Here is a 22,806-nt window from a genome sequence, read left to right on the forward strand (position 1 = left end):
CTGCGGTTCTCTCACACGGATACCGGTGTACTTCTGTGCTCACAGACTGGTTGGTCATGCCCACCTGCCTGCCGCTTCGCGGCCCGTATCCCGGTCCGCCCGGTGCGGCTGATCGCCGACGGCCGCGCCCTCACGCGGGCCGAGGCGGAACGCCTGATCGGCGAGGGGAGGCTCATCTCGGCGGTCCGCCTCAACACCAGACAGACCGGCGACTTCACCTTCACCCTCAAACGCTGACCCCGCCCGCGGGAACCGGCGTGCGCGGGTTCAGTCGCGCGGCCCCGGGCCCCGGCCCGGCCACAGCCTCATCGACCGCGGGGTCGGAGTGCTGCGGCCGGCCGGGGACCCGTCCCGGGGTGTGCTACGCGACGGCCGTGGCTTCCAGTTCGACCAGGAGGGTGGGGATCGCCAGGCGGGTGACGCCGAGCATCGTCGTCGCCGGGGCCGTCTTCGCCGCCGCGAGGCGGGCGGCCAGTTCGCCGTAGTGCGGGAAGAGGGCGTCGACGTCGGTGGTGTAGACGTTGAGGCGGACGAGGTTGTCCAGGGACATGTCCGCCCCGGCGAGGACCGCCTCCAGGTTGTCGAGGCTGAGGGTGAGCTGTGCGGCCATGTCGCCCTCGTGCTGCGGACGGCCCTCGGGGCTCATGGCGGTCTGGCCGGAGACGAAGAGGGTGCGGGTGTGGCCCGAGACCAGTTCGCCCTGGTTGAAGCCCATCTCCATCGACCAGGTGACCGGGTTTATCGCTGTACGTTCCATGGGCGTCAGCCTGGCAACGAATGACGACATCCTGTGTCGTATATCCTGCTAGATTTTTTCGTATGCGCGCCGATCGCCTGGTCTCGCTGGTCCTGCTGCTCCGCCAGCGCGGCCGGCTCTCCGCGGCCACGCTCGCGCGCGAGCTGGAGGTCTCCACCCGCACCGTGCTGCGCGACATCGAGGCCCTGTCCGCGGCCGGCGTGCCGGTGCACTCCGAGCGCGGCCGGCACGGCGGGTTCGCGCTGCTGCCCGGGTTCCGTACGGAGCTGACCGGGCTCAACCACGACGAGGCCCTGGCCCTCCTCATCGCCGGATCGCGGCGCGGCGCACAGGCGTTCGGGCTCGGCTCGGCGCTCGCGTCGGCGATGCTCAAGGTGGTCGACGCGCTGCCGCCCGGCTACCGCGACACCGCCGCGGGGGTCGCGGAACGGCTCCTCGTCGACCCCGAGACCGACCTCCTCGCCCGCCCGCTCACCGCCGACGAGGTACCGGACGACGTGCTGGCCGCCATCCGCGGCGCCGTGTTCGCCGGCCGGAAGCTGCGGATCCGCTACGCCCCCGAGGGGCGGGCCGCGGCGTGGCGCACGGTCGACCCGATCGGCCTGGTGACCGTACGGGACAAGGGCTACCTGCTCGCCGCCCGCGACGGCGCCGACCGCACCTACCGCCTCTCGCGGGTCCGCGCCGCGGAGGAACTCCCCGAACCCGCGCAGCGCCCCGAGCGCGTCGACCTCGACCGGGTGTGGCAGGAGCGGAGCGCCCGGTTCCGCAGCGGCGGGGACCAGGTCGCCGTGGCGGTACGGATCACGCCCCGGCGCCGCGAGGAGCTGGTGGGCACCGCGCTCGCCGTACTCGCCGAGGACGTGGAGCCGGACGGGCGGCTGCGGCTGGAGGCAGCGTTCCAGGACGCGCGGCACGCCGAGTGGGCGGTGTGGCAACTCGCGACGGACGCCGAGGCGTTGACCCCCGAGTGGCTGCGTACGGCCCTGCGCGACCGCGCCGCGGCCCTCGCCGCCCGCTACGCGTCGCCGTCCTGAACCCGGGCCGCCGCCGCCAGGCCGCGCCCTCTGATGCCGTTCGGTGACAGAACCGGCACCCGGCACGCACGTCCGGACCCCATAATGCCTTTGACTTCACGCCCGGTTGACTACGGGCCGACCACGGGGGAACTCCATGCACCGCACCATCGCGTCCACCGCCGCAGCCGTCGCACTCGCCACCGTCCTCACGGCGTGCGGGGGTTCCGACCTCTCCGTCGGGGACGGCGGCGACGTCGAATCCACCCAGGGCCCGGACGCCGCCGCCGACGCCGGCGCCGTGCCGTCCGCCGAGCAGACGCCCGACGTCGCGCCCAGCAGCTCGGAGCCGTTCGGCGCCAAGGTCGGCGACACCCTCTCGCTGGAGGGCGCGGCCGGCCTGGGCGGCTCGGGGCGCGTACAGAGCGACACCACGCTGAACGCGTACGAGGACGACGCGGAACCGGCGATGCCCATCTTCGGGGCGGGCCCCGGGCAGCGCCTGGTCGCGGCGGAGTTCACGATCCTCAGCACCGGCGACACCGTCTACGACGACCCCGGCAACATCGGGGCGCAGGTCGTCGACGCCGACGGGAACGCCTACGCCGCCAAGCCCGGCGACCCCACCGCGGGGACGTCCCTGCCCATCAACATCTACCTTCCGCCGGGCGAGGAGGCCACCGGCTGGATGATCTTCGACGTGCCGGAGGACGCGGAGATCACGAGCGTGACGTACCAGATGGACCCTCTTCTGCAGCCCGACGACAAGCAGAACAGGGGCACCTGGACGCTCCTCGACTGAGGCGGTCCGCTACGGCGGCGGGGTCAGGCTGATCGTGAACTCCTGCTCTGCCCCGTCCGAGCACCGCGTCTGGGCCATCTCGGCGCCGGGAGCGGTGTCCTCCTCGCGCGGCGCCAGACACGCGCCGGTGTCCGGGCGGATACGGAAGCGCCTCTCCTCGCCCTCGCCGGCCGCTTCGAGGCGGAAGCGCTGCGCCGGGTCGTCGTCGGCGCACGCCTCGCGCGGTTCGAGCAACCCCCGGCCGGGGCCCTCGCGCATCGCGGTCAGGCAGCCGATGCCGTGCTCCGGGTGGTGCCACTGGATCTGTACGGCGCCCTCGCCGACCGGTTCGAGGTAGACCCGCGGCAGGGCCGCCTCCGCGCAGGGCTGCTGGGCCGCGACCGCCGTGCGGTAGCGGCCCGTACGGTCCGTACCCTCCGTGACGCACAGTTCGGGACTGCGGGCCGGGCGGATCTCCGCCCAACTGCCCACGGCCTTGAGACCGAGCCCGGGCACCGCGGGGTTGCCGACCGCCGCGCGCGGCTCGCCGGGACCGGAGTCATCCGGCAGCAGCGCCTGTACGCCCAGCGCGCCCCCGGCGCCGATCGCCACCGCCGCCAGCAGCGCGGCGGCCCACCGCCACCGCGGGACGGGCCCGGACGCGGGCGGCGGTGGCTCGCCGCCCTCGTCCTTCTCGGGTGGCGGCGGCGCGTGTTCGTGGGTCGCGATGCGGCGGCGCGCCTCCAGCCACGGGCCGACGTCCTGTTCCGCCAGGCCGCACGCGCGGGTGAAGGCGTCGACGAAGCGCTCGCGGGGGAGCGTGGTCCGGCCGAGGGTGGTGGCGATGGTGCTGGCCGGGAGGGAGTCGGCGTGCGTGCCGGCCTTGGCCTCCAGCTCGCGGTACGTCAGCCCGGACCAGGTGCGCAACTCCCGCAGCGCGGCGAGGTACTCGGCGCGGGTACGAAGCTGCCCCGGCCGGGGCGCCCGCGGGGGCTCCGGCTGCACCGGCCGCGGCCCTGGCAAGCCGTCCTCCTCGTGGATCACGACCCCAGCATGGCGGCGCGGGCGGTCGCCCGCGACCATGAAATCGGCCTTGTTCGCGGGGCGTTCGCGCCCGTTCGGAACAGGTGAGCCCTGTTCCGAACGGACGCGAACGCCGATCCGCCTTGTCAGGTCCGCGCCGCGGCGCACATTCTCGGTCCCAGTCGCCGCAACCGCTCGGCGGCGGGGCCGGATACGGGGGCCGGCCGCGTTACGCCGGGCGCACGGCGAGCCGGTCCCGGCCCCGGGACCGGCACGGGCCGGGGCCGTCGCGGGGGAGCCGGCCCCGGCCTCGGCCCTGGCCCCGGCGCAGGCGGTGAGCGCCGTCAGGGGCCCCGCGCGGGGGGCGGGGCCCCGGTCGGTACCCGGAACGCCTCGGGCTCTGCGGCCTGTCAGCGGGCGTACGTCTCGTCGGCGGCCCTCACGGGCCGTCGGCGCGGGGGCGGGTGAAGGCGTGGAGGACGTCGATCTCGGTGAAGCCCGCGCGGTCGTAGAGCGCGGCCGCGGCCGTACGGTCCCGGATGTCCTGGGCCGTGGCGTCGGTGTCGTCGTCGTCCAGCAGCAGGATGACCTGCCTCGCCCGCAGGTCGTCCGTCAGCGTGGCGAGCGCGGAGCCGAGGAGGCGGCGGGCGAGGCCGCGGCCGCGGGCGTGCTCCTCGACGCCGATCCACCACAGGGCGCCGTAGCCGCCGTGGCCGCCGACGAGGGCTTCGGCGACGACGGCGTCGCCCCGCGCGTCCCGTACGGTCAACTGCCGCTTCCGCGGGTCGTCGTCGGGGCTGGGGCCCACGAGGAGGCCCGGGACGCGGGGGAGTTCGGGGGCGGGGAGCCCGCGGCGGAGGTAGCGCCAGCGGCGGTGGTCGGCGAAGCCGGCGCCGACGAGGGCGGCGCGGGTGGCGGGCCGGTGGCGTACGGGCAGGCACTCCAGGCCCAGGGTGAGGGCGGAGGTGATGTGGAAGGCGTCGACGGCGCGGGGCGCGAGGGCGGCGACGGCGTGGTCGGCCAGCGCGCGGGCGACGGGGGCCCGTTCGCGGCAGTGGCCCCAGAGGATCAGCCCGGTGTCGTCGTGGGGGCGCAGCGCGTACGACACGACGCCGTGTACGCCGCCGCCGGGGCTCTCGGCGACGGCGGTGACGGGCGGGTCCAGCTCGGCCCACCAGTCGGCGTCGGCGCGCGACCGCCCGGCGAGGGCATCGGCGAGCATGGCGTGGGTGGCAGTCGGCTGCCCGGGGAGCCGGTCGGCGTTGACGAGTTCGAGGACGGCGGGCCCGTCTGCGGGCGCGTAGGGCCGGACGGTGAGGCGGGCGGGGGAGGGCGGGGCGAGGGGGCGACGACGCATCTACCGGGCCTGCCGGTCGCCGCCGCGGGCAGGGGCGGGGACGGGCCAGCGGTGGGTCGGCCCCCCGGCGGTCGGCGCACGGTCGGCGAGCGGGCCGGGGCGCTGCTCACCGGAGGCCGCCGCGGCGGGCAGTGCGCCGGGGGGCCGGCCTTCGGCGGGCCGCCGAGCGGGGGTGGCCCGCGGGCGGGGGTGCTCCTCGCCGGGGGCAGGCGCGCCGGAGGCTCGCGCGGCGGCGGCCTGCGGGCCGGGGTCGCGCTCGTCGGCGTCCTGGCCGGCGGCAGCCTGCTCGTCGACGGCCCGGCCGTCGACGACCCGGCCGACGGGCGCTTCCGCACCGGCGGCCCGCGCCGCGGCGACCCGCTCCCGGCCCCAGTCCGCCAGCGGCACCAGCGCGGCGTTCAGCCGGGCACCGGAGGCCGTCAGGGAGTACTCGACGCGGGGCGGCACCTCCTCGTACGACACCCGCCGGACGATCCCGTCCGCCTCCATCTCGCGCAGGTGCGAGGCGAGGACCTTCTCCGTGACGCCGGGCAGCAGGCGGCGGAGTTCGCCGAAGCGGCGGGCGGGGCGGTCGTCGAGCGCCCAGAGGATCAGCACCTTCCACTTGCCGCCGATGATCTCCATCGCGGCGTCGATGCCGCAGACGTGGCCGTCGGGCGCACCGGGCCGGTTCAGCGTGGTCATGCTCTCCCCTCCTACTTCCGCACCCACGGACCCCCGCCGAGGTGCTCGCTCACCCCAGGGTAACCACCCACTCCGAAGTGCGTACTTGATCCTTTACGGGCCTGTGACCAGCCTTGTCGTCATGACACCGCACACTGTTGACAAGACCCCCGTGACCCTCCTCGGCCTCGGCGCGATGGGCACCGCGCTGGCCCGCACCTGGCTCGCCGCCGGCCACCCGACGACCGTCTGGAACCGCACCCCCGCCCGCGCCGAAGCACTCGCCGCCGAGGGCGCCCGCAGGGCGGACGGCCCGGCGGCGGCGGTCGAGGCGAGCACCCTCGTCGTCGTCTGCCTGCTGGACGACGTGTCGGTCGGCGAGGTCCTGGCCGGCACGGACCTCGCCGGCAAGGACGTGGTCAACCTGACCACCTCGACCCCCGCCCAGGCCCGTACGCGCGCGGCGTGGGCGGCCGACCGGGGCGCGCGCTACCTGGATGGCGGGATCATGGCCGTACCGCCGATGATCGGCGTCCCGGAGACCGGCGGCTACGTGCTCTACAGCGGCCCGCGCGACGTCTTCGACCACCACCGCGACACCCTGGCGGTCCCGGCCGGCGCCACCTACGTCGGCGAGGACCCGGGCTTCGCGGCGCTGCACGACGTGGCGCTGCTGAGCGCCATGTACGGCATGCACGCGGGCTCCGCCCACGCCTTCGCCCTGCTCCGGCGCGAAGCCGTCGACCCGGTGGACTTCGCCCCGCTGCTGGCCGGCTGGCTCACGGCGATGGCCCAGTCGGTCCACCAGACCGCCGCCCAGCTCCGCGACGGCGACTACACGGAGGGCGTCGTCTCCAACCTCGCCATGCAGGTGGCCGGCACGCCCACGTTCCTCGACACGGCCCGCCAGCAGGGCGTGAGCCCCGAACTCCTGACCCCGTACTTCGAACTGATGCGCCGCCGCCTCACGGAAGGCAAGGCCGACGAGGGCCTGACCGGCCTGGTCGATCTCCTCCTGCGCTGAGGCCGCCCCGCCCGCGGGAGTCAGCGCCGGGCGGTGCCCTTTCCGGCGTCGAGGGCGTAGACGCAGCGGTCTTTACTACAGGCGTAGACGACGCCGTTGGCGACGACGGGGGAGCCGGTGATCTCGCCGTCGGTGGCGAGTTTCCAGCGGAGTTGGCCGCCGACGGCGTCGACGGCGTAGATGCAGTGGTCCGCGGAGCCGAAGTGGACGCGGCCGTCGGCGGCGACGGGGGCGCCGATGAGGTCGCCGCGGGTGGCGAAGCGCCACATCGGGGTGCCGGCGACGGCGTCGAGGGTGTAGAGGGCGGCGCCGCTGCCGACGTGGACGTGGTTGTCGGCGACGAGGACGGGTTCGATGGACTGGCGGGCCTCGGTGGCGATGCGCCAGCGTTCGCGGCCGTCGGCGGCGTCGAGGGCGTAGACGGTGCCGAGGTGGTCGGCGACGAAGACGCCGCCGCCGGTCAGCGCCGCGCCCGGGGCGTACGCGGGCGGGCTGAGGATCACCGCGGGGGCCTCGAACGTCCAGCGCAGCGTGCCGTACGCGGCGTCCAGGGCGAGGACCCGCTTGCCGGCGGCGGCGAAGACCGTGGGTCCTGCGGCCACGTCGTCGGCGGGGTGCAGCCGCACCGGGACGCCGCCGCAGGCGGCGGCGTCGCCGATGGGGTAGGACCAGCGTTCGGCGCCGGAGCGGGTGTCCAGGGCGCGCAGCCGGCCGTCGCCCCAGACGTAGACCGTGCCGTCGTGGGCCAGCGGCCCGGCTTCCTGGGTCTCGAACCCCGTCTGGGCGCCGCTGTGTTCCCACAGCGGCTCGCCGGTGGCGGCGTGCCGGGCCTGGAGGCCGCCGCCGCGGGTGCCGGTGACGACGGTGCCGGCGGCGACCTGGAGCGAGTACACCCAGCCGCCGGTGCCGTGGCGCCAGCGCTCGCGGCCGTCGGCGGCGTCCAGGGCGTACAGGCTGGGGCCGTCCGAGGCGTGGATCAGGCCCTCGGACAGCGCCATGGACCAGGCGACCTCGCGGGTCTTGAACTGCCGCCTGCCGCTGGTCACATCCAGGGCGTGGACCTCGAAGGAGGTGACGTAGAGCAGGTTTCCGGAGACGACGGGCTTGCCCCACACGTCGTTGGACATCCGGAACCGCCACGGCCGCCACCGCGCCGGCTCCTGCGGCGGCGCCTCGGCCGGGGGCGTGGGTGCGGTGGTGGGCGGGGAGCCGGCGGGCGGGTGGCCGCCGGAGTGCGCGGCGGGCGCCTGCTGGGTGCCGGGCGCCGCGGCCGAGCCGCGGGGCCGGGCCCAGCCCAGGTCGAGCCCGCCGTCCGCGGCGGCGCGGGCGCGGGCCGCGCGGGCGTCCACGACGCGGGGTCCGGGGCCGATGGGCACGGGGGCGCCGGCCAACTGGACGTCGGCGCCGGGGGCCTGCGGCGGCGCGGCGGCGGACGCGGGGGCCGGCTGCGGGGGCACGCGCTCCGGCGGCGCCGCGGGGGGTGCGGCCGCGGCGCCGCCGGGCGCAGCATGGGCGGGCCCCGCGCCGCCGGGGCCGTGGGCGGGTCCTGACCCGGGTGGCCCGGCGTGCCGCCCGGGGGCGGAGTGCGGTGCGGAGTGCGGTGCCGGCTGGGGTACGGAGTGGGGCGCCGACTGCGGTACGCCCCCCGCCCCCGGACCCGCCGACGGCGGGTGCGCGGGCCGCGGCGGCATCGACCGGCGCGAGGCGGAGGACCCCCGCGACCCTCCGTGCCGCCCCGAAGAACCCCCGTGCGCCCCGGCCCCGCCCAGCGTGGCCGCGGCTCCCCGGCGCGTCTCGATCATCCGGATCGCCGTACGCGGTAGCCACGCCGACGCCGTACCGCTGTCGTCACCCGCGGCGCCGAACAGGTGCGGCGCCAGGTCGGACTGCAGCGCCTCCGGCGAGGGCCGTTGGTCGGCGGTCATCTGCATGCACGCCTCGATGAGCGGCCGCAGCTCACCCGGCAGCCCCTCCAGGTCGGGCCCCTCGCGCAGCAGCATGAACACGGTCTCGACGGGGTTCGCGCCGTGGAACGGCGCGTGGCCCGTAGCGGCGAAGACGAGGGTGGAGCCGAGTGAGAAGACGTCGCTGGCACCCGTCACGCTGCGCGAGTCGCGCGCCTGTTCCGGCGACATGTACGCGGGCGTGCCGACGGCGACGTTGGTCATGGTCAGCCGGGTGTTGGAGACCCCGGACGCGATACCGAAGTCGATCACGCGCGGCCCGTCCTCCAGGACCAGCACGTTGGACGGCTTGAGGTCGCGGTGGACGAGCCCGGCGCCGTGGATGGACTGCAGCGCCTCCGCGACGCCCGCGGCGATCCACCGCACGGCCTTCGGCGGCAGCGGACCGCAGTCGTTGACCATCTCCTCCAGCGAGGGCGCGGGCATGTACGCGGTGGCGAGCCACGGCACGGCGGCGCGCGGGTCGGCGTCGACGACGGGGGCGGTGTAGAAGCCGCTGACGGCCCGGGCGGCCTCGACCTCGCGGGTGAAGCGCACGCGGAAGAGCTGGTCCTCGGCGAGCTCGGTGCGGACAGTCTTGATCGCTACGCGGCGGCCGGAGGCCGACCGCGCGAGATAGACGAGACCCATCCCGCCGGCGCCCAGCCTGCCGAGCACCTCGAAAGGACCGATCCGCCTCGGGTCGTGCTGCGCAAGCTGCTCGACCACGTAACCATCCACCTCCCCGTGGGGGGCTCCCGGAACCGGGCCCCCCTGCAGCCTCTCACCGCAGGCGTACGGCCGTCAGTCCCGAAAGTACGCCTGCCGATTCTCCACTCCGGAACGCGCCGGGGCTAACCCGGGGGGCGGCTCCGGACACCGCCGCCCCTGGAACCGCCGGGTCCGGTGGAGCCCCGCGGGCCGCGCGGCGCGCGGGGCGCGGGACAGCACCGGGTCAGGTCCCGTCGGCGCTGGTCGCGGGGGCGGAGGGCGGCTCCGCTGCGCGCGCGCCGGAGGCGGTGCCGCCGGCCCCGGCCGACCCGCTCCGCGGCGGCTCGCCGTCCCCGGTGGCGGCGGGCGGGCCCTGTGCCGCCTCGCCCTGTGCCGCCTCGGCTCCCGCCGGTTCGTCGTCCCCGGCCGCCGCCCCGTCCATCACCGCGAACGCCGCCCCCTGGTTGTCCACCACCACCGCGAACGTCGCGCCCGGGATCTCCTGCCGGTCCACGAGCACCCGCCCGCCCCCGCGCCGTACCGTCCGCAGCGCGTCGCCGACGTCGCCCACCCGGAAGTAGACGAGGAAGTGCGGCGGCATCTCCCGCGGCAGCACGTCTCCGACCATCGCCCGGCCCGCCACCTGCCGGCCGGACTCCGGCAGCGCCCACGCCTTGAAGTCGCCCGCGTCGAACGGGGGTGCCTGCAACTCGTAGCCGAAAACCGCCGGGTAGAAGGCGTCGGCCGCGTCCGCGTTCCGTACGTAGACCTCGGTCCAGCAGAAGGAGCCCGGCACGTCGGTCACGCCGAAGCCCGGCCGCTCGCCCGCCTGCCAGACGGAGAACACCGCGCCGTCCGGGTCCGCGACCGTCGCCGAGCGGCCGGCGTCCGAGGCCGCCACCGGCTCGGTGAGCACGGTCCCGCCGGCCCGCCGGACCTTCTCCACGGTGCCGGCGAGGTCGGGGGTGGCCAGGTGGATGCCCCAGGCGGTGGGCATCCGGCCGTCGCGCTTGGCGACGAGCGCGGCGATCGGCCTGCCGTCGAGGTACGCCCGGGAGTGCCGGGGGAAGCCGGGGCCGGCGTCCGTACCCGCGCCGCCCTCCGTGAACGTCCAGCCGAACAGCTCACCGTAGAAGCGCTCACCGGCGCGCAGGTCGGGCAGTGTGGCGTCGGCCCAGCAGGGTGAGCCCTCGGCGAATACGGCCATGACCGTCGTCGTCCTTCCATGGGACCGTGAGGGGAAGTGGCGTGATGGGGGGACTGGCGGGACGGGGATCGCGCGATGGGTCGCATCGCCAACGTATCCGGTGCGGACATGGGCTCTTGCGAAAATACCCCGAACGTCGCGTCAATTCTGTTCGAGAGTGACAATTCGCGCACTTCCGACCGTGTGACCTCCCCGTTTGCCCTCGTCAGATCGCGGTTCGATCACGCGTCGGTAAGCTGACGGCATGACAGGTCAAGTTCGGACGGTCGACGGCCGTGTCGCCGGCCGGCGCGGCCAGGCGACCCGCACCAAGTTGCTCGAATGCCTCGGCGAGATGCTCGACTCCTCGCCGTACCGGGACGTGAAGGTGATCGACGTCGCCCGCAGGGCGGGCACCTCGCCGGCGACTTTCTACCAGTACTTCCCCGATGTCGAGGGCGCGGTACTGGAGCTGGCGGAGCAGATGGCCAAGGAGGGCGCCGGTCTGACCGGGCTCGTGGCGGGCCGTTCGTGGACGGGCAAGTCCGGGGCCCAGGCCGCGGAGGAGCTGGTCGACGGGTTCCTCGGGTTCTGGCGGCGGAACGAGGCGATCCTGCGGGTCGTCGACCTCGGGGCCGCCGAGGGCGACAAGCGGTTCTACAAGATCCGGATGAAGATCCTGAACTCCGTCACCAAGTCCCTCACCGAGTCGATCCGGGAGCTCCAGGCGAAGGGCAAGGCCGACGCGGCCGTGCACCCGGCGGCGGTGGCCGGGTCGCTGGTGGTGATGCTCGCCGGGGTGGCAGCGCACCAGAAGGCGTTCCAGACCTGGGGCGTGAAGCAGGCGGAGCTGAAGCCGTCGCTGGCGCTGCTGGTGCACCTCGGGGTGACGGGGCGGAAGCCGCCGAAGCAGGTGTGAGCGCGCAGCGTAGCGGCTGCTGAATCGTTAGTGCACGGAGCCGGGCAAGCCGCCGGACGGCCGCTCCGGCGGCGCTACGCTCACCCGCATGTCTCATGACCGTGTCCCATCAGATCGCGGGCGGCCGCCGGGCGGGCCGCAGCCGGGTGGCAGGCAGCCTGGTGGCCGGGACGAGCGTCCCGTGCTCGTCGTCGGCGGCGGCCCCGCCGGGCTCGCGACGGCGGCGGCGCTGCGGGCGGCCGGGGTCCGGGCCGTGGTCCTGGAGCGGGGCGCCCGGGTCGGCGACTCGTGGCGCCGGCACTACGACGGACTGCGGCTGCACACGCCGCGGGGGATGTCGGGGCTGCCGGGCACGCCGCTCCCGCGCCGGTACGGGCGGTGGGTGGGGCGGGACGAGCTCGCGCACTACCTGGAGGAGTATGCGGAGGGCCACGAGCTGGAGATCGTCCACAACGTGGAGGTGGCGCGGGTCGACCGCGCGGGCTCGGGTTCCGGGTCCGGGTCTGCGTCCGGGCCCGGGCCCGGGTCCGGTTCCGGGTCCGGGTCCGGGCCCGGATGGACGGTGGCCGCGACCGGGGGCCGCGTCCTCGACGGCCGCCGGGTCGTCGTCGCCACCGGGTACTGCCACACCCCGTACGTACCGGACTGGCCCGGCCGCGACACGTACCGCGGCGAACTCCTGCACGCCGCGCACTACCGCAACCCCGCCCCGTACGAGGGCAAGGACGTCCTCGTCGTCGGCGGCGGCAACACGGGCGCGGAGATAGCCGTGGAGCTGGCGGCCGGCGGCGCGCAGCGGGTGCGGCTGGCGGTACGGACGCTGCCGCACGTCGTCCGCAGACCGGCCGCCGGCTGGTGCGCGGCGGCGGGCCGGCGGCTGAGCGGCGCGCTGCCGGCCAGGACGGTGGACCGGCTGGCGGGCAGGGTCAGCCGGATCGGGGTCCCGGACCTCGGCGCGTACGGGCTGCCCCGCCCGGCGAGCGGCCTCTACACCCGGCTGCGGGAGGGGGCGGTCCCCGTCGTCGACACGGGCCTGGTCGCGGCGGTACGCGACCGCCGGGTGCTCCCGGTCCCGGCGGTGGCGGCGCTGGACGGCGACGGCGTCATCCTCGCGGACGGCGACCGCGCGGAACCTGACGTGGTGATCGCGGCGACGGGCTGGCGGCGAGGGCTGGAGGAACTGGTCGGCCACCTGGACGTGCTGGACGCCCGCGGCCTGCCGCGAGCGCGGCGGTGGCGGTCGCCGGAAGGGGCGCGGGGGCTGCACTTCGTGGGGTTCGCGGGGCCGGTGAGCGGAAGCCTGCGGGAGATCGGGGCGGAGGCGGGGGAGCTGGCGCGAGAGGTGGCGGGGGAGAGCTGAGACGGGGCGGCGGAGCGGGGCGCGGTCGCCGAAGTCAGGCGGGCCCGGCGGCAGTCAGGCCCCCGCCCGCCTCACAGCGGTCACCTCGAACCGGTCGCCGGAACAGGGCCGTCCACAAGAACGCCTCGCCGAAGTACGCCGAGTCCGCCCCCTCGTCCCGCATCCGCCGCAGCTCGACCTCCTCCCACCCCAGCGCGCCGAAGATCCACCGCAGCGACTGCGCCGTGTACGCCAGCCCGCCGTGCAGCCGCCCGTCCCCGTACAACTCGGCGTCGGGCAGCTCCGATCCCATCCCGCCGGCGCCGGCCGCGAAGCAGGCGAGGCCGAAGTGCCCGCCGGGGGCGACGTGCGCGCGGAGGAGGGCGAGGTAGCTGACGCGGCGGTGCGGGGGCAGGTGGTGGAAGCAGCCGGAGTCGTAGACGAGGTCGTACGGGCCGCCGCGCAGGGGGCGGGGCCGGTCGCGTACGGGACCGGGATCGGCGCGTACGGGATGGGGCTCGTCCCGTACGAGGTCGAAGGCGTCACCGCAGTGGAACCGCACCGCCACCCCCGCCTCCCGCGCCCGCTCCTCGCCCCACGCGATGGCGGTGGCGGAGAGGTCGACCGCCTCGACGCCGAAGCCGTGCCCGGCGAGGAAGACCGCGTTGCGCCCGGGGCCGCTGCCGAGGTCGAGGGCCCGGCCGGGGGTGACGAGGCCGCGGTCGAGGTACGCGGCGAGGTTCTCGTCGGGCTTGGCGGCGAAGAACGGGACCTCCCGCTCCCGGTCCGCGTAGAAGCCGTCCCACCAGCCGCCGCCCCGGTCGCTCCACCGGTCCGCGCCAGCCTCGAACATCCCGTCCATGAGCCGCAGTACGTCCTCCACGGACCGTACGTCCCGCTCCATGCGCGCGCCCCTTCCGCCCGAGGAGCCCGACCGTACGTGACCGCGTCCGGAAACGAGGACGGTGCCCGTCCGACGACTTCCCCTGATGGTCATCGGACGGGCACCGTGTGGGCCGCTCACCTCATCGGTGTAGAAAGCGGCCGACCGCTCGGCCCGGCTTTTCCCCCTGTTGCGGGCCTGAGAAGAGAATGGCAGGGGCCGATCAACGTTTGGTTAATGCCCACGTCAAGCTTTCGTTCAGCGCCTTCCGGGGCGTTCCCGGGCGTGGGGCGGGCGTGGCGTACGGGGCGCCGCCGCAAGGGAGTCGCGGGGACATTGGCGAGTAATCGCCAGCATTGCGCGGGGACGTCCGGATTCCTTGACCGGCGTCCGGCCGCCGGAATACTTTCGCGGCTGCCATGCCACTGCGAATCGGGGGGCTGGGAGGACTGACTGTCGTGGGCCAGAGGAGGACGAGCCTGTGCGAGGCCGCCACGCAAGGGCGTTTACGGGCTCCGGGGGACCCGGACGGCATCCCGCTTCTGACCGAGCGTGAGCGCCAGACGCTCTTCCTCGTCGGTACGGGCGCGGGGAACCGGCTGATCGCGCGCCGGCTGGGGATTTCGGAACGGACGGTACGGGCGCATCTCAGCAACGCCGTACGCAAGATCGGGGTCCGCTCGCGCGCGGAGGCGGCGGTCTTCGCGTTCGCCTACCTGGACCTCGTCGACATCCCGGCGGCCGCGGAACCGAGGTGAGGGGGGCCCGATGGCATCGAAGCCGCTGCGCCCGCCGCCGGACCACCCGGGCCTGACGCTCACCGTCTACCACGTCTCGCGGTCCGGCCGCCGCGGCCCCGCGAGCCGTACGCGCTACCGGCCCTCGGACGGGGACCCGGTGCCGCTGCCGGGGCGCTGGCCGCCGTGCCGCTGCGCGCGCTGCGGGAGCAGGGCGCGTAGCTGATACGGGACTTGAGGCACCGGACTGCGAAACCACCCGCCGTCCAGCAGCCGCCCGCCCGCCGATCAGCAGCCCCTTCAGCCCCCCTCCGCCGTACCGGCGAGGCACGCCCCGACGAGCCACCCCCGCCGTACCGCCTGTGCCCCGCCCTGGAACCTGCTCTCCGCGCCCAGGCACTCCAGCAGTTCCGCCACCCGCCTGCTGTACGTGCGCGGGGACATGTGCAGTTTTCGGCAGGCGACCGTGTCGGGCGTACCGCGTGACAACTCGGCCAGCACCGGCACCAGATGAGGCGGCGGCGGTGCGGGGAGCTGCCGCACGGGCCGCGGGTCGACCGGCTCGTCCGGGAACGCGCCGACGACGAGACGAAGACCGTGTGCGTGCGATTCTTTCCGGGGAGTCGAGTCGCTCATGCCGTCCAGCGAAACGGACGGCCATGGACATGCTGTGGACGGTGCGTCGGAGGCCGTCAATCCGCTGTCAATCGGCCCGGCCGGCTGTCGCAAACGGGCCGGTGGCGGGGGTGTCCCGGGTGCGGCAGACTGTGTGCGCGGGACTGGACAGGGGGTGGCGATGTCCGAGGGTGAGCACGCGGAGTTATCCGGAGAGGGCCCGGCGGAGGGCGCGTCGGTGCGCTTCGCCCTGCTCGGACCGGTGCGGGTCAGGCAGGCCGGACGGCCCCTGAGCATGGGCTCGCCGCAGCAGCGGGCAGTGCTCGCCGTGCTGTTGCTGCGGGGCGGTCGGCACGTGGCCGTGGAAGAGCTGGTCGACGCGGTGTGGGGCGAGGACCCGCCGCGGGACGCGACCGGCACGATACGCACCTATGTCTCCCGGCTGCGCCGCGCCCTCGGCCCCGACGCGGACCTGCTGCGCGGCGAGGCCGGCGGCTACGCCGTACACCTGCGCGCGGGCGCGGGACTGGACGTCGAGACCGCCACCCGGCTGGCGGCCGACGCGGACGCCGCCCGGGCCGCGGGCCACGTGGAACGGGCCCGGGAGCTGCGCCGCGGCGCGCTGGACCTGTGGGACGGCGAACCGCTCGCCGGGCTGCCGGGACCGTACGCGGAGCGGCAGCGGACCCGGCTGGCGGAGTGGCGGCTGGCGCTGCTTGAAGGGCAGTTGGAGCTGGACGTCGAGACCGGGCGGCGGGCGGAGGCGATCTCGGAGCTGACGGCACTGACGGCGGCGTACCCGCTGCGCGAGCGGTTCCGGGAGCTGCTGATGCTGGCGCTGTACCGCAGCGGGCGGCAGGCCGAGGCGCTGGCCGTCTACACGGACACGCGGCGCCAGCTCACGGACGAAGTGGGCGTCGAACCGGGCCAGGAGCTGGCGGCGCTCCAGCAGCGGATCCTGCGCGGCACGGACCAGCCGGCCCCCGCATCGGTCACCGCCTCGGTCGCCCCGGCGCAACTCCCCGCGACGCTGCCGGACTTCACCGGCCGGGACCACGTGGTGGAGGAGCTGGGCAAGCAGTTGGTGCAGGCGCCGCACATGGTGGTGGCGGTGTCGTCGGTCTCGGGCATCGGCGGGGTGGGCAAGACGACGCTGGCGGTGCACGTCGCGCACGCGGCGCGGGAGTCCTTCCCCGACGGCCAGTTGTACGTCGACCTCCAGGGCTGGGGCCCGTCCCCGGTCGACCCGGCGGGCATCCTCGGCTCGTTCCTGCGCGCCCTGAACGTCCCGGACGCCGACATCCCCGAGTCGCTGACTGAACGCGCCGCGCTGTACCGCTCGGTGCTGGCGGGCCGCCGTGTCCTGGCCCTGCTCGACAACGCCCGCGACGCCGCCCAGGTACGCCCCCTCCTCCCCGGCACGGAGGGCTGTGCGGCCCTGATCACCTCCCGCGCCCGTATGGCCCATCTCGTCGGCGCGCACCACGTCGACCTGGACGTGATGGACCCGGACGAGGCCCTCCTGCTCTTCACCCGCGTCGTCGGCGCCGACCGCGTCGACCCGCACCGCCCGGCGGCGATGGATGTGGTGGCGGCGTGCGGCTTCCTGCCGTTGGCGATCCGCATCGCGGCCTCCCGGCTGGCGGCGCGCCGCACGTGGACGGTGGCGGTGCTGGCCCGCAAGCTGTCGGACGAACACCGCCGCCTGGACGAACTCCAGGTCGGCGACCTGGCGGTGAAGGCCACCTTCGAACTGGGCTACGGCCAGTTGGAACCCGAACAGGCCCGCGCGTTCCGCCTCCTGGGCCTGGCCGACGGCCCGGACATCTCGCTGAGCGCGGCGGCGGCGATCCTGGACCGTACGGAAGAGGACACGGAAGACGTCCTGGAGGCCCTGGTGGACACCAGCCTCCTCGAATCCGTAGCACCGGGCCGCTACCGCTACCACGACCTCCTCCGCCTCTTCGCCCGCACCTGCGCGACCCGCGAGGAGCCGCAGGCGGAACGTGAGGCAGCCGTATCCCGCCTCCTGGACTTCTACCTGGCCACGGCGGCACGGGTGTACGAGCTGGGCCGCCCGGGCGACACCCTGATCAGGCACCTGGCCCCGGTGACCCACGCCGGGCTCGACTTCGACAACCAGCACACGGCACGGGACTGGCTCTTCACCGAGGTGGAGTGCCTGCTCGCCGCCGCCCGCCAGTTCGCCCACGGCGACTCGCTCCCGCGCACCGTGGACGTGCTGCTCACGGCCAAGGACCTCGCGGAGTCCGGTTTGCACTCCCCGCGGTTCCTACGCCTGGCCACGGCCCTGCTGGCGGCGGCGGAAGAGGCGGGCGACGTGCGTAGCCAGGCGCGGGCGCATGTCGTGCTGGCGTCGGCTCACCAGTTCACGGGCCGGTTCGAGCTGTCGTACCAGCACGCGGGCGACGCCCATGGCTCGGCCGGTGCCCGCAAGGACATCTGGGAGTCCGGCGAGGCCGCGAACGACCGCGGGGTCACGGCTTCCGTTCTGGGAAACCTGGACGACGCCCGGTACTACCTGGAACGGGCCCTGGTCGCCTACCGCGCGGACGGGAACCTGGACGGGGAGTCCTGTGCGCTGAGCAACCTCGCGCGCGTCCACCTCGACGCGGGTGCGACGGCCACCGCGATCGAGCTGGCCGAGCAGACCGTGGAGATCGACAGGCGGGCCGGCGCACTGCTCCGCATGGCATGCAGCAGGTACCACCTGGCCATCGCGCTGAACCAGGCCGGTCGGCACGCGGACGCCCTCGCCCAACTGGACCTCGCCGTCGCGGCTTTCGGCGAGGACCGCATGGGCCTGTGGGTGGGGCTGGCCCACTTCCGTATCGCGCAGGTCCACCTCTCCATGGGGCGGCCGGCCGAGGCCGCTTCGTACGCTGAGAAGGCCCTCTCCCAGCTCCGCGGTATCGGCGGCGACTGGCACCGGGGGAGCGCGCTGACCGTGCTGGGCCGGGCCCTCGACGAACTCGGGCAGGCGGACCGGGCGCGGGCGTGTCTGTCGGAGGCGCGTGACCTCCAGGAATCAGGCTCGACGCAGGCACCGCAGGGCTGAGACCGCCGGGAGGGAAGGCGGCTGCAAAGCTGAAGGCCGCGGGAATTCTTCGGGTCCGACGCGCGCCGTCGCAGTGTCCTGCAGCCTGCGCGCAGTGGTCGCGGGAGACAATCCGGACTTCCGGATTCCGTACCACCGAGGTGAGGTCCTGCATGCCGGCCCCATCGCCTGCGGACCTGCGGGTCCCGTCGACTGCGCGCCCGCTCCCGTCCGTTCCGTACGCGCTGCAGGCCGTGGCGGCGTACGCGGCCGTGCGCCTCACGGGCCTGCTCGCCCTCTGCGCGGGCGCGGCGCTCCGGGGCGAGGACCCGTGGCACCGGCTCGACGGCCGCTGGGACGCGGTCTGGTACCAGCGCATCGCCCGCGACGGCTACGGCCACGAAATCCGCCTCCCCGACGGCACCGTCCACCCCGACCTGGCCTTCTTCCCGCTGCTGCCGCTGCTGGAACGGGGCCTGTCGGCGGTCTCGCCGCTCGACGCCGCCGACGCCGGGCTGCTGGTCGCCGGTACGGCGTCCTTCGCCGCCGCCGCGGGCATCTACGCGGTCGGCGCACACGTGGCGGGGCACCGGACCGGGGCCTTCCTCGCCGCCCTGTGGGGGGCGGTGCCGGTGGGTTACGTGCAGTGGATGGCGTATACCGAGTCGCTGTTCACGGCGCTGGCGGCGTGGTCGCTGTACGCGGTGCAGACGGGCCGGTGGCGCGCGGCGGGCGGGCTGGCGGCGTTCGCGGGGCTCTGCCGGCCGAGCGGGGTGGCGCTGATCGCGGCGCTGGCGGTGGCGGCGCTGGGGGTACGGGGCGCGGAGCGCCGGCGGGCGGCGGCGGGGGTGCTGCTGGCGCCGGTGGGGTGGCTGGCGTACGTCACGTACGTGGGCGTCCACCGCGGAAGCCCCACGGGCTACCTCGACGTACAGGCGGAGTGGGGCAACAGGGTCGACGGCGGCGCCGCCCTGGCCCGCTTCACCTGGGCCCGCCTGACGGGCCCCTGGCCGTCGCCGCTCACGGGCGCCGCGCTCTGCGCGGGGTTCGCGGCCCTGGCCCTCCTGACCATGCACATCGTCCGCGACCGCCAGCCGCCCGCGCTCCTCGCCTTCAGCCTCACCACGGTGGCCCTCTCCCTCGCCGGCTCCGCCTACTTCGGCTCCCGCCCCCGCCTGCTGCTCCCGGCGTTCCCACTGCTGCTGCCGGTGGCGGGGTGGCTGGGGCGGTGGCGCTGGGGGGTGGGGACGGTGGCGGGATGCGCGCTGGCGTCGGGAGTGTACGGGGCGGTGGCCCTGCTGGGGAACGGACCGCCGTGAGGGCCCTCAGCCCGGAGGGATGGACGCCAGCAGCGAGCTGACCTCGGCGGCCTCCGCGGAATCCGCCCTCTCCAGCAGACTGAGCGCCTCGGCCAAGCAGACCCGAGCGCGCCCCTTGTGCCCCATCGCCAGCAGCGTACGGCCCAGAAGGGTCAGCACGACCCCGCGATGCCAGTCACCCCCGATGCCCTGCAACCGCCCGAGCGCCTGCTCGGCTAGCACGGCGGCCTGCGAGTGCCGCCCGGCGGCGAGGGCCGCTTCGGCCATGCGGAATTGGGTCATGCCGTCCCAGAGGTGCATGCGGTTCTCGCGGAAGATGCTGAGGGCCTGGGTGTGCTGGATCAGCGCGTCGTCGTGCCGGCCGGCAGCGGTGAGGGCGATGCCGAGGGCGTACATGCTGTTCGCCATCCGGAAGCTCGTACCGAGCTGGCGATGGGCGGTCAGCGACTGCTCGGCCAGCTCGATGGCGATCGAGATCCGGCCCGCGCCGCAGTGCATGCGGGAGAGATTGCTGAGGACGGAGGCTTCGCCGAGCAGATTGCCGTCGGCGCGGTACTCGGACAGCGCCAGTGCGAGGTGGTCACCGGCGTCGTCGTAGCGGCCCTGAATGCCGGCGATGATTCCGCGGTTGCTCTGTGCGTGGCCGATCACGAGCGGATCCGGGTCGCGCCGGGCGAGCTCGTAGGCGCATTGCGCATGCAGGTCCGCCGCCCTGAAGCAACCGGCGTCGATGTGGACCCCGGCCAGGACGTCGTGGGCACGGGCCTGGGTACGGCTGTCGCCCGCCTGCCGGGAGGCATCAAGGAGGCGGTCCGCCGCCAGGATGAACGGCTGTGAGTAGATGCCGGACTCGGCGAGATCCTTCGTCACCCAGAGGAGGTCGACCGCGCGGGACAGGGACTCCCCGTGGGCGAATTGCTGTGCCGTGGCGAGCAGGCATGGGGCCTCGTTGAAGAGCCAGTCCTGTGCGGCTTCGCGACAGCCGAAGGCCAGACCCTCGTACGACACGGGCGGAAGGTGCCTGGTCAGGGTGTCGCCCGGGCGGCCCAGTTCATAGACCCGTGCCGCTGAGGCCAGGTAGAAGTCCAGGAGGCGGATCTCGGCCGCCTGGCGCTCCGCAGGCGGTTCCTCGCGGCGTGCGCAGGCGCGGGCGAAGAGGCGGAGGAGGTCGTGGTAGCGGTAGCGGCCCGGAGCTGCTGACTCCAGGAGGCTGGTGTCGACCAGGGTTTCCAGGAGGTCTTCGGCGTCGTCCTCCGTGCGGTCCAGGATCGCGGCGGCCGCGCTCAGCGAGATGTCCGGGCCGTCGACCAGGCCCAGGAGGCGGAACGCGCGTGCCTGTTCCGGTTCCAACTGGCCGTAGCCCAGCTCGAAGGTGGCCTTCACCGCCAGGTCGCCGACGCGGAGTTCGTCCAGGCGGCGGTGTTCGTCGGACAGCTTGCGGGCCAGGACGGAGACCGTCCATGTGCGGCGGGCGGCCAGCCGGGAGGCGGCGATGCGTATCGCCAGGGGCAGGAAGCCGCAGGCCGCGACGACGTCCATCGCCGCGTTGCGCTCCGGGGTGACGCGGTGGGCGCCGACGATGCGGGTGAAGAGCAGCAGCGCCTCGTCCGGCGCCATCACGTCGAGGTCCACGTGGTGGGCGCCGGCCAGGTCCGTCATACGGGCGCGGGAGGTGATCACCGCGGCGCAGCCCTCGGTGCCGGGGAGGAGGGGCCGTACCTGGGCGGCGTCGCGGGCGTTGTCGAGCAGGGCCAGGACGCGGCGGCCCGCCAGCACCGACCGGAAGAGCGCCGCGCGTTCCTCCAGCGGCTCGGGGATCTCGGCGTCCGGGGTGCCCAGCGAGCGGAGGAACGAGCCGAGGACGGCGGCCGGTTCCGCCGGTGACGCACCGGCGCCCTGGAGGTCGGCGTACAACTGGCCGTCGGGGAACGAATCCCGTACCGCATGCCCCACGTGCACGGCCAGCGTCGTCTTGCCGACGCCGCCGATGCCCGAGACCGAGGACACCGCCATCACCATGCCGGACGCCTGCTCCAACTGCTTGCCCAGCTCGTCGACGAACGCGTCCCGGCCCGTGAAGTCCGCCAGCCTCGCCGGCAACTGAGCAGGCGACAACCGCGCGGTCGTGGTGGCCGCTGGTGCCACGGGCTGCTCACCTCCCCGGAGGATCCGCTGCTGCAGTTCCGCCAACTTCGGGCCGGGCTCGACGCCCAGCTCATCGATCAGAAGCCGCCGGCTGTCCGTGTAGGCCGCCAGCGCCTCGGCCTGCCGGCCGCTGCGGGACAGTGAGAGCATCAGCAGCTCCCGGAACCGCTCCCGCAGCGGGTACGCCGCCGTCAACGCCGTCAGCTCCGAGATCGCCTCCGCGTAGTCGTGCGACTCGATGTCGAGGGCGAGCCGGCGCTCCAGCAGCGACAGCCGCACTCGGTGAGCCGCGCGCGCTCGGTTTCCGCGAACGCCCCGGGCAGGCCGGTGAGCGGCTCGCCGTCCCAGAGCGCGAGGGCCTCGCGGAGCAGCGACCGGGCCCGTTCGGCGTCGCCGTCCTGCGTAGCCGAGTCGGCCAGGGCGACGGCCTGTTCGGCGATCGCCACGTCCGACACGGCGCCGGCCCCGGGCCGCAGGACGTAGCCGCGGGCCCGGCCGGTGATGAGGTGGGCGTCGGGGCCGAGTGCCTTGCAGAGCCGGGAGACGTACGTACGTACCGTCCCCACGGCATCGCGCGGCGGGTCGTCGCCCCAGAGGGCGTCGACGAGTTCGTGGGTGGTGGCGTGGTGGCCGGAGCCGATGAGCAGGGCGGCGAGTACGCAGCGCTGCTGCGGCGGACCGACGTTGACGGGTGCGGCACCACGCCACGTCGCCACGGGCCCGAGCACCGCGAAGTACACGACTTCACCGCTCGCCCGCCAGCCATACGCCACCCCCTCCGGTACAACGACCCCCGGTTCGACAGTCCTTCGTGGGGCGTGGCGCTGTGTCAGCAGCGTCGGCGCGCACGGCCCGATGTCGACGGGCGGGGTGGATGAGAGAAGGCAAGTCACGCTCCAGGACAAGAGGAAGGCCCGGCCGCAGCAGTCCCCATCTTGCTGCCGCGACCGGGCCGTTTCGGCCCCCCCTCGGGCCGTTCTGCAGGCCCGTTAGGGCCTTGAGTTGCCGAGCGGCTTGAGGTCGCCGTTCGAGTCGTCGTCCTTGGTGGGCTCATGGACCGTCGTCGGGTCGTGGTTCGGGTCGGGCTCGTCGGTCGGCGGCGTCGGCCGGGAGTTGCCCTTTGTCGTGTACTTGAGCTTTTCGTCTTTCTCCGGCACTTGCTCTCCCCCTTATCGGTGGCGTGCATATCCGTGGCGACCCGTCCGGCGACTCCCCCGCGGATCGCCGGACGGGCGCCGTGCGGCCGCTCACCATAATGGTGCTGCACTGCGGCCGCTCGGCGGGCCTGCCATTCCCCTGAAGTGACGGGCCTATGACAAGAAGAGTGCCT

Annotated in this window: 18 protein-coding genes and 2 pseudogenes; 10 read left to right on the forward strand and 10 right to left on the reverse strand. The window is 74.8% G+C overall.

The features are described 5' to 3' along the window. Positions 1-72: 72 nt before the first annotated feature. Positions 73-237 (forward strand): annotated as a pseudogene (locus tag CXR04_RS36510) (DUF1062 domain-containing protein); the annotation flags it as partial. 124 nt (positions 238-361) lie between these two features. Here the strand turns inward: CXR04_RS36510 and CXR04_RS21760 are convergent. After that, entirely contained in the window at positions 362-757 is a 396-nt protein-coding gene (locus CXR04_RS21760) for a RidA family protein (RefSeq protein ID WP_101423997.1), read from the reverse strand. 62 nt (positions 758-819) lie between these two features. Here CXR04_RS21760 and CXR04_RS21765 point away from each other — a divergent pair, with 62 nt between their 5' ends. Together CXR04_RS21765 and CXR04_RS21770 are read left to right on the forward strand one after the other, a co-directional pair. Then, the gene (locus CXR04_RS21765) at positions 820-1,794 is read left to right on the forward strand and encodes a helix-turn-helix transcriptional regulator (protein WP_101423998.1); all 975 of its coding nucleotides are present in this window, start codon (positions 820-822) and stop codon (positions 1,792-1,794) included. Between the two features lie 136 nt (positions 1,795-1,930). Continuing rightward, entirely contained in the window at positions 1,931-2,575 is a 645-nt protein-coding gene (locus tag CXR04_RS21770; protein ID WP_101423999.1) for a hypothetical protein, read from the forward strand. A gap of 9 nt (positions 2,576-2,584) precedes the next feature. On the opposite strand, the gene CXR04_RS21775 is transcribed toward CXR04_RS21770, so the two are convergent. The 3 genes from CXR04_RS21775 to CXR04_RS36930 form a co-directional block, all read right to left on the reverse strand. Continuing rightward, positions 2,585-3,598 carry a helix-turn-helix domain-containing protein gene (locus CXR04_RS21775; protein ID WP_234380395.1) on the reverse strand — a complete coding sequence of 338 codons (1,014 nt, stop codon included), beginning with the start codon at positions 3,596-3,598 and terminating at the stop codon, positions 2,585-2,587. 418 nt (positions 3,599-4,016) lie between these two features. Further along, positions 4,017-4,934, reverse strand: a complete 918-nt coding sequence (locus CXR04_RS21785) for a GNAT family N-acetyltransferase (protein WP_101424000.1) — start codon at positions 4,932-4,934, stop codon at positions 4,017-4,019. Further along, a complete protein-coding gene (locus CXR04_RS36930; protein ID WP_442802393.1) occupies positions 4,935-5,618 on the reverse strand; it encodes a winged helix-turn-helix transcriptional regulator in 684 nt (227 codons plus the stop codon). A gap of 121 nt (positions 5,619-5,739) precedes the next feature. Between CXR04_RS36930 and CXR04_RS21795 the strand changes: the two genes are divergently transcribed. Then, positions 5,740-6,621, forward strand: coding sequence for an NAD(P)-dependent oxidoreductase (locus CXR04_RS21795; protein ID WP_101424001.1), 882 nt, complete (start codon positions 5,740-5,742; stop codon positions 6,619-6,621). A 20-nt stretch (positions 6,622-6,641) separates the two neighbouring features. Here CXR04_RS21795 and CXR04_RS21800 read toward each other — a convergent pair whose 3' ends face one another. Both CXR04_RS21800 and CXR04_RS21805 read right to left on the reverse strand, forming a co-directional pair. After that, positions 6,642-9,293 (reverse strand): serine/threonine-protein kinase, encoded by a 2,652-nt coding sequence (locus CXR04_RS21800; protein ID WP_101424002.1) that lies wholly within the window; start codon positions 9,291-9,293, stop codon positions 6,642-6,644. A 226-nt stretch (positions 9,294-9,519) separates the two neighbouring features. After that, the gene (locus CXR04_RS21805; protein WP_159072372.1) at positions 9,520-10,482 is read right to left on the reverse strand and encodes a VOC family protein; all 963 of its coding nucleotides are present in this window, start codon (positions 10,480-10,482) and stop codon (positions 9,520-9,522) included. 244 nt (positions 10,483-10,726) lie between these two features. Here CXR04_RS21805 and CXR04_RS21810 point away from each other — a divergent pair, with 244 nt between their 5' ends. Both CXR04_RS21810 and CXR04_RS21815 read left to right on the forward strand, forming a co-directional pair. Beyond that, positions 10,727-11,380, forward strand: a complete 654-nt coding sequence (locus CXR04_RS21810) for a TetR family transcriptional regulator (protein WP_101424003.1) — start codon at positions 10,727-10,729, stop codon at positions 11,378-11,380. Positions 11,381-11,561: 181 nt separating this feature from the next. Next, a complete protein-coding gene (locus CXR04_RS21815) occupies positions 11,562-12,740 on the forward strand; it encodes a flavin-containing monooxygenase (RefSeq protein ID WP_234380396.1) in 1,179 nt (392 codons plus the stop codon). Between the two features lie 34 nt (positions 12,741-12,774). Here CXR04_RS21815 and CXR04_RS21820 read toward each other — a convergent pair whose 3' ends face one another. Further along, positions 12,775-13,623: a class I SAM-dependent methyltransferase gene (locus CXR04_RS21820; protein ID WP_101424005.1), complete on the reverse strand. Its 849-nt coding sequence runs from the start codon at positions 13,621-13,623 to the stop codon at positions 12,775-12,777. Positions 13,624-14,060: 437 nt separating this feature from the next. On the opposite strand from CXR04_RS21820, the gene CXR04_RS21825 reads away from it, so the two are divergent. Together CXR04_RS21825 and CXR04_RS21830 are read left to right on the forward strand one after the other, a co-directional pair. Beyond that, positions 14,061-14,360 carry a helix-turn-helix domain-containing protein gene (locus tag CXR04_RS21825; RefSeq protein ID WP_234380397.1) on the forward strand — a complete coding sequence of 100 codons (300 nt, stop codon included), beginning with the start codon at positions 14,061-14,063 and terminating at the stop codon, positions 14,358-14,360. A gap of 10 nt (positions 14,361-14,370) precedes the next feature. Then, positions 14,371-14,565, forward strand: a complete 195-nt coding sequence (locus CXR04_RS21830; protein WP_101424006.1) for a hypothetical protein — start codon at positions 14,371-14,373, stop codon at positions 14,563-14,565. 74 nt (positions 14,566-14,639) lie between these two features. On the opposite strand, the gene CXR04_RS36085 is transcribed toward CXR04_RS21830, so the two are convergent. Next, positions 14,640-14,975, reverse strand: a complete 336-nt coding sequence (locus tag CXR04_RS36085) for a hypothetical protein (protein ID WP_234380398.1) — start codon at positions 14,973-14,975, stop codon at positions 14,640-14,642. A 160-nt stretch (positions 14,976-15,135) separates the two neighbouring features. Here CXR04_RS36085 and CXR04_RS21840 point away from each other — a divergent pair, with 160 nt between their 5' ends. Together CXR04_RS21840 and CXR04_RS21845 are read left to right on the forward strand one after the other, a co-directional pair. Further along, the gene (locus tag CXR04_RS21840; protein WP_101424008.1) at positions 15,136-18,033 is read left to right on the forward strand and encodes an AfsR/SARP family transcriptional regulator; all 2,898 of its coding nucleotides are present in this window, start codon (positions 15,136-15,138) and stop codon (positions 18,031-18,033) included. Positions 18,034-18,185: 152 nt separating this feature from the next. After that, positions 18,186-19,331, forward strand: a complete 1,146-nt coding sequence (locus tag CXR04_RS21845; protein ID WP_101424009.1) for a hypothetical protein — start codon at positions 18,186-18,188, stop codon at positions 19,329-19,331. 6 nt (positions 19,332-19,337) lie between these two features. On the opposite strand, the pseudogene CXR04_RS21850 reads toward CXR04_RS21845, so the two are convergent. Further along, a pseudogene (locus tag CXR04_RS21850) lies at positions 19,338-22,216 on the reverse strand (BTAD domain-containing putative transcriptional regulator). 249 nt (positions 22,217-22,465) lie between these two features. Continuing rightward, positions 22,466-22,633 carry a hypothetical protein gene (locus CXR04_RS35300; RefSeq protein ID WP_199850506.1) on the reverse strand — a complete coding sequence of 56 codons (168 nt, stop codon included), beginning with the start codon at positions 22,631-22,633 and terminating at the stop codon, positions 22,466-22,468. Between the last annotated feature and the right edge of the window lie 173 nt (positions 22,634-22,806).

The organism is Streptomyces sp. CMB-StM0423, assembly GCF_002847285.1.
Classification (GTDB): domain Bacteria; phylum Actinomycetota; class Actinomycetes; order Streptomycetales; family Streptomycetaceae; genus Streptomyces.